The 13,574-nt window shown below is 68.9% G+C and carries 11 protein-coding genes and 1 tRNA gene; 9 read left to right on the forward strand and 3 right to left on the reverse strand.

All coding sequences use genetic code 11. The annotated features are described in order from the left end of the window. Positions 1-24 precede the first annotated feature (24 nt). Both GR316_RS01855 and GR316_RS01860 read left to right on the forward strand, forming a co-directional pair. On the forward strand, positions 25-1,797 hold the full coding sequence (locus GR316_RS01855) for an ABC transporter transmembrane domain-containing protein (RefSeq protein ID WP_211784375.1): 1,773 nt from the start codon (positions 25-27) through the stop codon (positions 1,795-1,797). Positions 1,798-1,818: 21 nt separating this feature from the next. Beyond that, positions 1,819-3,570 carry an AMP-binding protein gene (locus tag GR316_RS01860; RefSeq protein ID WP_211784376.1) on the forward strand — a complete coding sequence of 584 codons (1,752 nt, stop codon included), beginning with the start codon at positions 1,819-1,821 and terminating at the stop codon, positions 3,568-3,570. On the opposite strand, the gene tldD is transcribed toward GR316_RS01860, so the two are convergent. Then, on the reverse strand, positions 3,567-4,988 hold the full coding sequence (gene tldD / locus GR316_RS01865) for a metalloprotease TldD (RefSeq protein ID WP_211784377.1): 1,422 nt from the start codon (positions 4,986-4,988) through the stop codon (positions 3,567-3,569). The genes GR316_RS01860 and tldD overlap by 4 nt on opposite strands. Before the next feature lie 136 nt (positions 4,989-5,124). Here tldD and cyoE point away from each other — a divergent pair, with 136 nt between their 5' ends. The 7 genes from cyoE (at position 5,125) to GR316_RS01900 (ending at position 12,054) form a co-directional block, all read left to right on the forward strand. Further along, complete coding sequence (gene cyoE, locus GR316_RS01870) at positions 5,125-6,051, forward strand: heme o synthase (RefSeq protein ID WP_211784378.1); 927 nt, start codon at positions 5,125-5,127, stop codon at positions 6,049-6,051. A gap of 173 nt (positions 6,052-6,224) precedes the next feature. Beyond that, on the forward strand, positions 6,225-6,821 hold the full coding sequence (locus GR316_RS01875; protein ID WP_211784379.1) for a hypothetical protein: 597 nt from the start codon (positions 6,225-6,227) through the stop codon (positions 6,819-6,821). Further along, entirely contained in the window at positions 6,818-7,432 is a 615-nt protein-coding gene (locus tag GR316_RS01880; protein ID WP_211784380.1) for an SURF1 family cytochrome oxidase biogenesis protein, read from the forward strand. Before GR316_RS01875 ends, GR316_RS01880 begins: the two co-directional genes overlap by 4 nt. Next, positions 7,429-8,814: a threonine synthase gene (thrC, locus tag GR316_RS01885; RefSeq protein WP_211784381.1), complete on the forward strand. Its 1,386-nt coding sequence runs from the start codon at positions 7,429-7,431 to the stop codon at positions 8,812-8,814. Before GR316_RS01880 ends, thrC begins: the two co-directional genes overlap by 4 nt. Next, the gene (locus GR316_RS01890; protein WP_211784382.1) at positions 8,811-10,070 is read left to right on the forward strand and encodes a M16 family metallopeptidase; all 1,260 of its coding nucleotides are present in this window, start codon (positions 8,811-8,813) and stop codon (positions 10,068-10,070) included. The genes thrC and GR316_RS01890 overlap by 4 nt, the downstream gene beginning before the upstream one ends. After that, positions 10,070-10,654, forward strand: a complete 585-nt coding sequence (locus GR316_RS01895) for a GNAT family N-acetyltransferase (RefSeq protein ID WP_211784383.1) — start codon at positions 10,070-10,072, stop codon at positions 10,652-10,654. Before GR316_RS01890 ends, GR316_RS01895 begins: the two co-directional genes overlap by 1 nt. Next, positions 10,651-12,054, forward strand: coding sequence for an FAD-binding oxidoreductase (locus GR316_RS01900; RefSeq protein ID WP_211784384.1), 1,404 nt, complete (start codon positions 10,651-10,653; stop codon positions 12,052-12,054). Before GR316_RS01895 ends, GR316_RS01900 begins: the two co-directional genes overlap by 4 nt. 36 nt (positions 12,055-12,090) lie before the next feature. Here the strand turns inward: GR316_RS01900 and tig are convergent, their stop codons facing one another. Further along, positions 12,091-13,425 (reverse strand): trigger factor, encoded by a 1,335-nt coding sequence (gene tig, locus GR316_RS01905; protein WP_211784385.1) that lies wholly within the window; start codon positions 13,423-13,425, stop codon positions 12,091-12,093. Positions 13,426-13,449: 24 nt separating this feature from the next. Beyond that, a tRNA-Leu gene (locus GR316_RS01910) sits at positions 13,450-13,534 on the reverse strand. Positions 13,535-13,574 lie beyond the last annotated feature (40 nt).

Consider the following 13,574-nt stretch of genomic DNA (forward strand, 5'->3'; position numbering starts at 1 on the left):
CGCGACAGCAAGGGAATGCATGCCATGGCCAGACGCACCGAAACCGATCGCGCGACATCGCGCAAGGTGGGGGCGCTGCGGGCGCTTGTCCCGTTCCTGCGGCCCTATCGGGCGGCGGTGGCGGGCACGCTGGTCGCACTGGTCGTGACGGCGGCGGCCAGCTTGTCGTTGCCCATCGCGGCGCGGCGGGTGGTGGACGGGTTCGGCACCTCCACCGAGCAGCTTCTGGATCAGTATTTCGTCGCCTTCCTTGGGATCGCCGCATTGCTCGCGGTGGGGACGGGGACGCGCTACTACCTCGTGACGCGCCTTGGCGAACGGGTGGTGGCCGACATCCGCCGCGCTTTGTTCGACCGCGTGACGGGGATGAGCCCGGCCTTCTTCGAGAACGTCATCACCGGAGAGGTCATCTCGCGGCTGACGACGGACACGACGCTGATCCTGTCGGTCATCGGATCGTCGGTGTCGATCGCGCTGCGCAACGCGCTGATGCTCTTGGGCGGGCTGGTGCTGATGCTCTTCACCTCGGCCAAGCTGACGGGCCTCGTGCTGCTGCTGGTGCCGCTGGTGGTGGTGCCGATCATCGTGATGGGCCGCCGCCTGCGCGTGCACAGCCGCGAGAATCAGGACCTGATCGCCCGCTCCTCCGGCACGGCCGCCGAGATGCTGGGCGCGACCTCGACGGTGCAGGCCCTGACGCAGGAAGGCGCGGTGCGCGCGCGCTTTGCCGGACTGACCGAAGCGGCCTATGCCTCGGCCAAGCGGCGGATCGGCACGCGGGCGGTGATGACGATGATCGTCATCTTCCTCGTCTTCGCCGGGGTGGTGGGGGTGCTGTGGGTCGGGGCGCGCGATGTGCGGGCCGGCGGCATGACCACGGGCGAATTGGTGCAGTTCGTCATCTATTCGGTGCTGGTGGCCGGATCGGTCGGGGCGCTCTCGGAAATCTGGGGCGAGTTGCAGCGCGCTGCGGGCGCGACCGAACGGCTGGTGGAACTGCTGGACGCCGAGGACAGCGTGGCCGATCCGCCCATGCCTGCGCCCCTGCCGCGCCCGGTGCGGGGGGCGATCGTGTTCGACGATGTGCGTTTCCACTATCCCCAGCGGCCCGGCCAATCGGCGCTGGACGGGGTGACGCTGCGGGTGGAACCGGGGCAGACGGTGGCGCTGGTCGGCCCGTCCGGGGCGGGCAAGACGACGGTGCTTCAGCTTCTGCTGCGGTTCTACGATCCGCAGGCCGGGGTCATCAGCATCGACGGCGTGGAACTTCCGACGATGGCGCGGGACGATTTCCGTCGCTCCATCGCGCTGGTGCCGCAGGATCCGGTGATCTTTGCCGCCAGCGCGCGCGAGAACATCCGCTTCGGCCGCCCCGACGCGACCGACCCCGAGGTGGAGGCCGCCGCCCGCGCCGCCGCCGCGCATGATTTCCTTGCGGCGCTGCCGGACGGGTACGATACGCAGGTGGGCGAACGGGGCGTGATGCTGTCGGGTGGGCAGAAGCAGCGCATCGCCATCGCCCGCGCCATCCTGCGCGATGCGCCGATCCTACTGCTGGACGAGGCGACCTCGGCGCTGGATGCCGAATCCGAGGCGGCGGTGCAGCTTGCGATGGACCGCGTGGCCGAAGGGCGCACCGTCATCGTCATCGCGCACCGGCTGGCGACGGTGAAGAAGGCCGACCGTCTGGTGGTGATGGATCATGGCCGCATCGTGGCCGAAGGGACGCATGACGGGCTGATCGCCGAAGGGGGGCTTTACGCGCGGCTGGCAAAGCTGCAATTCACGGCGGAGTGAGGAGAACAGAGGGAGGGGCCGATGCCCTTTGCCACCCGTGCCGACCGCGAGGCGATCGAGGCCGAGGGCCCTTGGCCGCCGCAGGACCTGCCGCGCAGCATCCTCGATGCGCTGGATCGGCGCGCGGGCCCGCATCCGGCGCTGTCCTTTCAGCTTCTGTCTCACCCCACCGCCCGCGCCGTCACATGGAGCTGGCAGGACCTGCGCGACCGTTCGGTGCAGGCGGCGAACCTGTTTCGCGCCCATGGGATCGGGCCGGGCGATACGGTGGCGCTGGTGCTGCCCAATGCCCCCGAAACGGCCGCCGCCCTTTTGGGCGGGATGATCGCGGGCGTCGCGGCCCCGATCAACCCGATGCTCGGCAGCGATCAGATCGCAAGCCTTCTGCGGGAAACGGGGGCCAAGGTCGTCGTCACGCTCAAGGCCTTTCCGAAATCCGATATCGCGGCCAAGGTCGCCGAGGCGTTGGTGCATGCGCCGCAGGTGCGCACCGTGCTGGAGGTGGATCTCCTGCGCTGGCTGGCCCCGCCGCGGTCTTGGCTGGTGCCGCTGCTGCGCCCGCGCCATGCGGTGCGCCACCGCGCCCGCATCCTCGATTTCGCGGATGCCCGTGGCATGCCGAAGGTGCTGAGCTTTCCCGATCTCGGCACGGACCGCGTGGCCGCGTGCTTTCATACGGGCGGCACGACGGGGATGCCGAAGCTGGCGCGCCACCGGGTATCGGGAATGCTCTATAACGGCTGGGTGGGGCAACGGCTTTTGTTCCGCCAAGAGGACGTGATCCTGTGCCCGCTGCCGCTGTTCCATGTCTTTGCCGCCTATCCGGTGATGATGTCGTCGCTGATGACGGGGGCGCATGTCGTCCTGCCGACCCCGGCGGGTTTTCGCGGCGAGGGGGTGTTCGACAACCTCTGGAAGCTGATCGCGCGGTGGCGCGCGACCTATCTCGTGGCGGTGCCCACGGCGCTGTCGGTGCTGATGCAGCGGCCGGTGGATGCGGATCTCTCCAGCCTGCGGGTCGTCTTCTCCGGCTCGGCCCCGCTCCCGCGTGAGCTGTTCACCCGCTTTCGCGCCGCCGCGGGGGTGGAGGTGATCGAGGGCTATGGCCTGACGGAGGCGACCTGCCTCGTGGCGGCCAACCCGCCGGACGGGGAAAAGCGCATCGGCTCGGTCGGGCTGGCGATGCCCCATGCCGAGGTGCGGATCGACGAAGGGCAGATCACCGTGCGCAGCCCCGGCACGCAGGGCTGGCTTCCCACCGGCGATCTTGGCCGGATCGACGCGGACGGCTATATCTTCATCACCGGGCGCGCCAAGGATCTGATCATCCGCGGGGGGCACAATATCGACCCGGCCGAGATCGAGGAGGCGCTGATGGCCCATCCTGCCGTGGCGATGGTGGGCGCGGTCGGCCAGCCCGATGCCCATGCGGGCGAGGTGCCCTGCGCCTATGTGGAACTGGTGGCGGGGGCGGCGGTCGGTTCGGCGGAGCTTCTGGCCTTTGCCCGCGCCCGCATCCGCGAACGCGCCGCCGTGCCCCGTCATGTGGAGATCCTGCCCGAGATGCCCAAGACGGCCGTCGGCAAGGTCTTCAAGCCCGACCTGCGCCGCCGCGCCATCGCCCGCGTCTTGGACGGCGAACTCGCCGCCGTCGGTGCCCGCCTTCTGCGCGTGGAGGAGGATGGCGACCGCGGCCTCGTGGCCGTGATCGCGGGCGGGCCGGGGGCCGAGGCGGTGATGGCCCCCTTCGCGCTTGCGTGGCGGCGCGGTTAGGCCGCCGAGCCGCCGATGGTCAGCCCGCCGATCATCAGCGTCGGCTGACCGACGCCCACCGGCACCCATTGGCCGGCCTTGCCGCAATTGCCGATGCCGGGATCGAGCGCCATGTCGTTGCCGATGGCGCGGATCTTTTGCAGCGCGGTCGCGCCGTCGCCGATCAGGGTCGCGCCCTTCACCGGCTCTTGCACGCGGCCGTTGCGCACCCGGTACGCCTCGGTGCAGGAGAAGACGAACTTGCCGTTCGTGATGTCCACCTGCCCGCCGCCAAAGCCCACGGCATAGATGCCGTCCTTCAGATCGGCCAGAATCGCGCCCGGATCGGCACTCCCGCCCAGCATGTAGGTGTTGGTCATGCGCGGCATGGGGATATGGGCGAAGCTCTCGCGCCGCCCGTTGCCGGTCGGGGCCACGCCCATCAGGCGGGCGTTCTGACGGTCCTGCATATAGCCGACCAGAATCCCGTCCTCGATCAGCACGTTGCGCGCCGAGGGCGTGCCTTCGTCGTCGATGGTGAGGGAGCCGCGCCGGTCGGGCAGGGTGCCGTCGTCCAGAACCGTCACGCCGGGGGCGGCGACGCGCTGGCCCAGAAGCCCGGCGAAGGCCGAGGTCTTCTTGCGGTTGAAATCGCCCTCGAGGCCGTGGCCCACCGCTTCGTGCAGCAAGATGCCGGGCCAGCCCGCCCCAAGCACCACATCCAGCACCCCCGCCGGCGCGGGCACGGCATCGAGGTTCAGCGTCGCGATGCGCACCGCCTCGTGGACGAGGGGCTTCCAGTGATCCGGGGCCATCAGTTGCAGAAGGCCGTGGCGCCCGCCGCCGCCCATACCGCCGGATTCGCGCCGCCCGCCGCGTTCCACGATGACCGAGATGTTCAGCCGCGCCATGGGGCGGATATCGGTCAGGCGCAGGCCCTCGGGGCGCAGGATCTCCACCTCCTGAAGGCTGGCCGACAGCGTGGCGGACACCTGCACCACGGCAGGATCGAGGGCGCGGGCATAGGCGTCGATCTCGCGCAGAAGGTCGATCTTCACGGCGAAGGCCGCATCCGCCACGGGATCGGTCGCGGCATAGAGGTGGCGGTTCGTGCCGGGCGGCGGCGGGGCCAGCGTGCCGCCGCCATCGCCCACCGCAAGGCGCGCGGTTTCCGCCGCACGGATCAGCGCCTGTTCGTTGATGCGCGTGGAATGGGCATATCCCGCCACCTCGCCGCGCACGGCGCGCAGGCCGAACCCTTCGGAGGCGTCGTAGCTGGCCGTCCTGATCCGGCCGTCATCCAGCACCAGCGCCTCCGAACGGCGGCGTTCGAGGAAAAGCTCGCCATCGTCGGCACCGGCCGTGGCCGCGCGCAGCGTCGACAATGCCGCCGCCTCGTCCAGATAGGTGTCGAAGGGGCGGAAGGGACTGTCGGTCATGGCATCCTCTGGTCGTGGGCTTGCCTCTCGTATATGGTGCCGGGGCGGGGTGGCACAACAAGCCTTGGGCGATATGTCCAATGGCTGAGCCGCAGGCCCGCCGCTATGTCCCGCCCATACCCCCCGGAGGAGCACGATGAGCGACATCCGCAGTTTCGAGGCACAGACCGCGCCGGCCGACTGGTTCGCGCTGCTGAAACCGCGCGTGATGACGCTGGTGGTGTTCACCGCTTTCGTCGGGCTTTTGGTCGCGCCGGTCGGGGTGAACCCGGTGATCGGTTTCGCCTCCATCCTGTTCATCGCCCTTGGCGGCGGCGCTTCGGGCGCGCTGAACATGTGGTGGGATGCCGATATCGACGCCATCATGAAACGCACCCAAAGCCGCCCGATCCCGTCGGGCCGCATCGCGCCGCGCGATGCGATGTGGTTCGGGCTGGTGCTGGCGGCGGTGTCGGTCGTGATGCTGGGGCTGACGGCGAACTGGTTCGCGGGGGCGTTCCTTGCCTTCACGATCTTCTTCTATGTCGTCATCTATTCCATGTGGCTCAAACGTCTGACGCCGCAGAACATCGTCATCGGCGGCGCGGCCGGAGCCTTTCCGCCCATGATCGGCTGGGCGGTCGCGACGGGCGGCGTGTCGGTGGAAAGCGTGCTGATGTTCGCGCTCATCTTCATGTGGACGCCGCCGCATTTCTGGGCGCTGGCGCTGTTCATGAAATCCGATTACCGCGATGCGGGCGTGCCGATGCTGACGGTGACGCATGGGCGGCGGGCGACGCGGGCGCATGTGCTGATCTATGCGCTGCTGCTGGCGCCGGTGGCGATCGGGGCGGGCTTCACCTCCATCGGCGGGCCGATCTACCTTGCGGTGGCGGTGCTGTCGAACGCGGTGTTCATCGCGGGCTGCTGGCGGATCTGGCGGCGGGACGAACCCGTGGCCGAGGTCGACGGCTACCGGGTGGAAAAGCGCGTCTTCGCCTTCTCGCTGCTGTATTTGGCGGCGCATTTCGGGGCCTTTCTGGCCGAGGCGGCGCTGCGTCCCTTCGGCTACGGGGGCTGGTGATGGGCCGCGACCGGGCGCTCGCGCTCGTGCTGGCGGGGTTCGCGGTGCTGCTGTTCCTGATCGCCCTTGCGAAATTCGCCCCCCTGCCATGATCTTGCCGCCGCTTGCGGGCTGTGCCTAAGGTGGCGCGCGCGATGTGCGGAGGGGATCGTTTGACGGATCGAAGCGTTCTGATGCCCATGACTGGCCTTGCAGGTCTGGTGCTGCTGGCGGCCGCGCCGGTGGCATGGCCGGGCGCGGCCGGAGGGGCCGCGCTGGTGGCGGCGCTGCATCTGTGGTGGGGGCGGCAGGTGCCGCCGGGCGCGCCGGGCTGGCTGCGCAATGCCGCGCTGATCGCGCTTCTGGCCGAGGCTGGGCTGGCGCTCGGCTGGTTCATCCTGTGCCGCAACATGTTCGCCCAACCCATTGACGTTGCGTCCTTTGTTCTGCCGGGCGATGGGGGTCGCCATCTGTCCGCGATCACCACCTTGGCCGCCATCGCCTCGGCCGCTCTGGCGCGGGCGGCGCTCGATGTGCGGCAGGATCGGGGGCCGCTTCTGCTGGTTGCGATCGCCCTCGGGCTGCTGGCGGCGGGGGCGGAGGGCTATGCCCTGCATCTCGGCGCGCCGATCCTGCCGATGGGGCTGCGCCTCATCAATCTGGGGCTGGGGCTGGCCGCGCTCATTGGCTTGCGCGGGGCCGGGCGCACCGCGCTGACGCTGGCGGTGATGGGGTGGATCGGGGTGGCGGGCCTTTGCGCGCTCCTTCAGGCCGCGATGTGGCTCGCATGAGGCGCTGGACCGTCCTTCTGGGGGGCTTGGCGCTGCTGTGCCTCTTTGCCGGGGCATGGCAGGTCCGCGAGGATCAGGCCGAACGCGCGCGCCTCGCCCTTGCCGCCGCCCGCGCCGGGGACATCCCCGACGCCCTGCCGGACGCGCCCGAGCCGAAGCGGGACCTCTACCGCCGCGTGCGCGTGCAGGGCGTTCTGGCGGGCGATGCGGCCTATGTCGCGGTCGATCATCCCACCATGGGGCCGGGCTTTCGCGTGATCCAACCGCTGGAGGTGGAGGGCCGCCGCCTGCTCTTGGATCGCGGGTTCATCTATGCCGCGTGGCGAGGCGATCCGCTGGTGGCGACACGGGTGGAGGTGAACGGCCGCCTCGATTGGCCCAGCGGGATCGGCGCGCTGGCGAACCGCGCGGGGGCCGCGCCCGTGATGATCGTGGCGGACACGCCGACGGGCGACGGGATCATTCCCATGCCGCTCGATCCGTCGGTGGGGGCGGGGCGGCACGGGCGGCTCGCCCTTGCGATCTTCGCGCTGGCGCTGGTGCTGGCGGGGATGACAGTGCTGGCGCAGTGGCGTATCAAGCGGCATGACGGAGGACATCTGACGCAATGAAATACATCTCCACCCGCGGGACGGCCCCGGTGCTGACCTTTGACGAAGCGATGATGACGGGGCTGGCCCGCGACGGCGGCCTCTATCTGCCCGAGACGATTCCCGCCTTCGCGGCCGAGGAGATCGCGGCCCTTGCCGGACTGCCCTACGAAGAGGTGGTGTTCCGCGTCATCCGTCCCTTTACCGGCGACACGTTCGAGGATGGCGAACTGCGCGGCCTGATCGCCGCCGCCTACGAGGGCTTTGCCCATGCCGCCCGCGCGCCGCTGGTGCAGCTGGACGCGAACCATTTCCTGCTGGAGCTGTTCCACGGCCCGACGCTGGCCTTCAAGGACTTCGCCATGCAGCTGATCGGTCAGCTGATGCAGGCCGCGCTGGCGAAATCGGGGCAGCGGATCACCATCGTCGGGGCCACCTCGGGCGATACCGGATCGGCCGCGATCGAGGCGTTCAAGGGGCTGGAGAACGTGGATGTCGTCATCCTCTTCCCCCATGGCCGCGTGTCCGAGGTGCAGCGTCGCCAGATGACCACCCCGGCCGAGGCGAATGTGCATGCGCTGGCGCTGGATGGCGATTTCGACGATTGTCAGGCCCGCGTGAAGGACATGTTCAACGATTTCGCCTTCCGCGATGCGGTGGGGCTGGCGGGCGTGAACTCCATCAACTGGGCGCGGGTGCTGGCGCAGGTCGTCTATTACTTCACCGCCGCCACCGCCCTCGGCGCGCCGCATCGGCCGGTCAGCTTCACCGTGCCGACGGGCAATTTCGGCGATGTGTTCGCCGGTTACATCGCCCGCCGCATGGGCCTGCCAATCGAACGGCTGGTCGTGGCGACGAACCAGAACGACATCCTGCACCGCGCGCTCTCGGGCGGCGAATACCGCCCGGACGGGGTGAAACCTTCCATGAGCCCGTCGATGGACATTCAGGTCTCCTCGAACTTCGAGCGGGCGCTGTTCTACGCCTATGACGGCGACGGCGCGGCCGTGGCCCAGCTGATGGCCGAACTGAAGGAGGGCGGCTTCACCATCAGTCAGGGCGCGCTTCAGGCCTTGGGCGAGGCGTTCGTGTCGGGCCGCGTATCCGAAGAAGAGACGACGGCGACGATCCGCAGCGTTCTGGCCCGCACCGGAGAGCTTCTCTGCCCGCACACCGCCGTCGGCGTGGCCGTGGCCGAGGCGCATCTGGGCGCGGTGCCGATGATCACGCTGGCCACCGCCCATCCCGCCAAGTTCCCCGACGCCGTGGAGGCTGCGGGCGCCGTCCGCCCGGAACTGCCGCCGCATATGGCCGACCTCTTCACCCGCGCCGAACGCGTCACCCGCGTGCCGAACGATCTGGCGGCGCTGCAATCCCTCATCCGCGAAAGGACCGGCCGTTGAGCCTTCGTCTCACCACACTCTCCAACGGCTTCCGCATCGTGACCGAGAATATGCCGGGGCTGAAATCGGCCTCGGTCGGGATATGGATCACGGCGGGCGGGCGGCACGAACGCGCGCCCCAGAACGGCATCGCGCATTTCCTTGAGCATATGGCCTTCAAGGGCACGAAGCGCCGCAGCGCCCTGCGCATCGCCGAGGAGATCGAGGATGTGGGCGGATATATCAACGCCTATACCAGCCGCGAGATGACCGCCTACTACGCCCGCGTGCTGGAAGACGACGTGCCGCTGGCGCTGGACGTGATCGCGGACATCCTTCTGAACCCGACCTTCGATCCGCGCGAGATCGAGGTGGAGCGTGGGGTGATCCTGCAGGAGATCGGTCAGGCGCTGGACACGCCGGACGACATCATCTTCGACTGGCTGCACGAAGTCTCCTATCCGGGGCAGGCCTTCGGGCGCACCATCCTCGGCCCCGAGGAGCGGGTGGCAAGCTTCACGCGCGAGGATCTGCGCGCCTTCGTCGCCGAGCATTACGGCCCGGAGCGGATGATCCTTGCCGCCGCAGGTGCGGTCGATCACGACCGGATCGTGGCGCAGGCCGAGGCGCTGGTCGGCCATATGACCGCGGGTCGCGCCTCCGGCACCGAAACCGCCCATTTCACCGGCGGGGAACGGCGCGAGATCAAGACGCTGGAGCAGGCGCATTTCGCGCTCTCCTTCGCCGCGCCGGCCTACCGCGATGCCGATGTCTATGCCGCGCAGGTCTATGCAATGGCGATGGGCGGGGGCATGTCCTCGCGGCTGTTCCAGAAGATCCGCGAAGAGCGGGGCCTCTGCTACACCATCTTCGCCCAAGCCGGCGCCTATGAGGATACGGGGCAGATGACGATCTACTCCGGCACCTCGGCGGCGGATCTGGGCGATCTGACGGGGCTGACCATCGACGAGTTGCGCCGCGCCGCCGATGACATGACCGAGGCCGAGGTGGCCCGCGCCCGCGCGCAGATGAAGGCCGGGATGCTGATGGGCCTCGAAAACCCGTCCTCGCGCTGCGAACGGCTTGCGCGGCTGCTGGCCGTCTGGGGCCGGGTGCCGGATGTCGACGAGGTGGTGGCCCAGATCGACGCGGTAACGACACGCGACGTGCGGGCCTATGGCGGCCGTCTGCTGACCGCGCCCGCCGCCCTTGCGATGTATGGGCAGGTGGGCGACGCGCCGGACCTTGCGGATATCACACGGAGGCTCGCTGCCTGATGCTGGGGCTGCGGCGTTCCCCCCGGATCGAGACGGAGCGGCTGACGCTTCGCCTGCCGCAGCACAGCGATTACACCGGCTGGGCGGGGCTGCGGGCGCGCAGCGCGGAATTCCTTCAGCCATGGGATCCCGTCTGGTCGCCCGACCATCTGACGCGGCGGGCCTTTTCCAATCGGGTGGGCTGGTCGGCCCGCTCGGTCGCCGACGGCTCTGCGATGCCGCTGGTGCTGATCCGGCGCGAGGATCAGGCCTTGGTCGGGGCGATCACGCTCGACAACATCCGGCGCGGCCCGGCGCAGGCCGGCACGCTCGGCTATTGGGTGGGCGCGCCCTTCGCCCGCAAGGGCTACATGCGCGAGGCGCTGCAAGGGCTGACGCATCACGCCTTCACCGTGCTGGACCTCAGCCGTCTGGAAGCGGCCTGCCTGCCGGAGAACGCGGCCTCGCGCGGGGTGCTGGAAAGCTGCGGGTTCAAATACGAAGGCGTGGCGCAGAGCTATCTTCAGATCGCCGGGCGCTGGCGCAACCACGTCCTCTATGCCGCGCTGCGGGGCGATCGGCGTGGACGGACGGGGGCGGGATGAACGACGCAGGCACCACCTTCCTTGCGGCGCTGGAGGCGCGGCTTCCCCCAGATACCCTACGCGCGCCCGAGCCGCGCCATCTGAGCGAGCCGCGCGGCAAGTTTCCGGGCCGCGCCGCCGCCGTGGCCCTGCCGCGCAGCGCCGCCGAGGTGTCCACCATCCTTGCCGCCTGCCATGCCGCGCGGGTGGCGGTGGTGCCGGTCGGCGGCGGTACCGGCCTCGTGGGCGGGCAGGTGATGACGGACGGCCCCCTGCCGCTGCTGTTGTCGACCGAGCGGATGACCGCGATCCGCGCCGTGCACCCTTCGGAAAACGTGCTCGTGGCCGAGGCGGGGGCGATCCTTGCCGATGTGCAGGCGGCCGCCGAAGGGGCGGGGCGGCTCTTTCCGCTCTCGCTCGCCTCCGAAGGGTCGGCGCGGATCGGGGGGCTTTTGTCCACCAATGCGGGCGGGCTGAACGTGCTGCGCTATGGCACCGCGCGCGAGCTGTGTCTGGGGGTGGAGGCGGTTCTGGCCGACGGCTCGGTGATGAACGGGCTGCGGCGGCTGCGCAAGGACAACACCGGCTATGACCTGCGCCATCTGCTGATCGGGGCGGAGGGCACGCTCGGGATCATCACCGCCGCCAGCCTGAAGCTGCTGCCGCGCCCCGCCGCCTATGCGACCGCGATCCTGACCGTGCCGCATCCCGAGGCCGCGCTGGCGCTGCTGGGCCGTGCGGGCGCGCATGCCCCCGGCCTCGTGGAGGCGTTCGAGCTGATCTCCGGCGAAAGCCTGCGCTTTCTGGCCGAGACGATGCCCGACCTGCGCCGCCCCGTGCCAAAGGCCGAGTGGTTGGTGCTGATGGAACTGGGCCTGCCGCCCGGCCTCGACGGCACGGCGCTCTTGGAGGCGATCTTTGCCGATGGGGCGGAGCGGGGGCTGGTGGAGGACGGCGTTCTGGCCCAATCCGAGGCGCAGCGGCAGGACATCTGGACCCTGCGCGAATCGATCCCCGAGGCGAACCGCCGCATCGGCGCCATCGCGAGCCATGATGTCGCGCTGCCGCTGTCGCATGTCGCGACCTTCATCGAGGAGGCGGCGGCGGCGCTGCGACCCTTTGGCATCCGCATCAACTGTTTCGGGCATCTGGGCGACGGAAACCTGCATTTCAACGTCTTTCCGGCGGCGGGCCGGGTGCGGGGCGATTACGCCGATGCCGCGGCGGACATCACGCGCATCGTGCACGATCTGGTGGCCGCGCATGAGGGCAGCTTCAGCGCCGAACATGGCGTGGGGCGGCTGAAGGTGGCCGATCTGGAACGCTATGGGGATCCGGTGAAACTGGCGGCGATGCGGGCGATCAAGGCCGCGCTCGATCCGCATGGGATACTCAATCCCGGCGCCGTCCTGCGGATGTGAAAAGGGCCGCCCCGAAGGGCGGCCCGATCAGACGGCTCAGATTTCGTCCAGCGCGTCGATGGAGGTCTGAAGTTCGTCCTTGGACACTTCTTTCTCCGTGACGGTCGCGCCCGAGACGATGTGGTCGACGACCTTGTCTTCGAAGAGCGGCGCGCGCAGTTGCTGCTGCATCTGCGGGTTCTTCTGCACGAACTCGAAGAAGGCGCGTTCCTGACCCGGATATTGACGGGCTTGGTTCAGAACCGCCTGCGTCATTTCCTGATCGGTCACTTGCACGTCGGCCTTGCGACCGATTTCGGCGAGCAGCAGGCCCAGACGCACGCGGCGTTCGGCCAGCTTCTTGTGCTCGTCCGTGGCTTCGATCGCGCCGTGGTTGTGCTCGTGATCGTCCGGATGCTCTTCGTGATAGAGCTGGTGGGCGATCTGACCGGCTTCGGCCTCGACCAGCGAGGGCGGCAGATCGAAGCTGACCATGCCGTCCAGTTGGTCCAGCAGGGCGCGCTTCAGCACGGCGCGCGAGGCACCGGCATACTCGGCCTCAAGGCGCTGTGCGATCTGGGCCTTCAGGCCAGCCAGATCCTCGGCGCCGTATTTCTTGGCCAGTTCGTCGTCCAGCTCGGCTTCCTTGGGGGCCTTGACCGCCTTCACCTTGCATTCGAACAGGGCTTCCTTGCCCGCGAGGTGCGAGGCGCCGTAGTTCTCGGGGAAGGTGACCTTCACTTCGACATCGTCATCGGCCTTGGCGCCGACGAGTTGCTCTTCGAAGCCCGGAATGAACGAGCCGGAACCGAGCACGAGCGGATAGTCCTCGGCGGTGCCGCCTTCGAACACTTCGCCGTCGACCGAACCCTTGAAGTCGATCACGATCTGGTCGCCGTCCTTGGCCTTGGAGCCTTTGCGACGATCCTCGAAGGACTGCGCGGTGGCCGCGAGGTTCTTCAGAGCTTCCTCGACCGAGGCGTCGTCGGCCTTCACGACCAGACGCTCCAGCGTGACGGAGGAGGTGTCGAGTTCCGGGATTTCCGGCAGGGTTTCGTAGGTCATTTCGACCACGACATCCTGACCTTCGGCCCATTCTTCGCCGCCGACCATCTTGACGTCGGGTTGCAGCGCGGGGCGATCACCGGTCGCTTCGAAATGCGATTTCATCGCACCGTCGATGGCGTCCTGCATCGCGTCGCCCAGAAGGCGCGGGCCGTACTGCTTCTTCAGCATGGCCATCGGCACCTTGCCCTTGCGGAAGCCCTTCATCTCGATCTCGGGCTGCGCCTCGACCAGCTTTTCCTGCACCTTGGCATCCAGCTCGGCCGCCGGAACGGTGATGGTGTAGCTGCGTTTCAGACCTTCGTTCAGGGTCTCGGTGACCTGCATGTGATGTCCTTCTCAAACCTCTCTTGGTGCGGGTGGAGGGACTTGAACCCCCACGCCTTGCGGCGCCAGAACCTAAATCTGGTGCGTCTACCAATTTCGCCACACCCGCAAACCGTCAGGCCGCCCGGATGGGCGGCCCGATGTTCGCA

Source organism: Falsirhodobacter algicola (assembly GCF_018279165.1).
Lineage (GTDB): Bacteria > Pseudomonadota > Alphaproteobacteria > Rhodobacterales > Rhodobacteraceae > Falsirhodobacter > Falsirhodobacter algicola.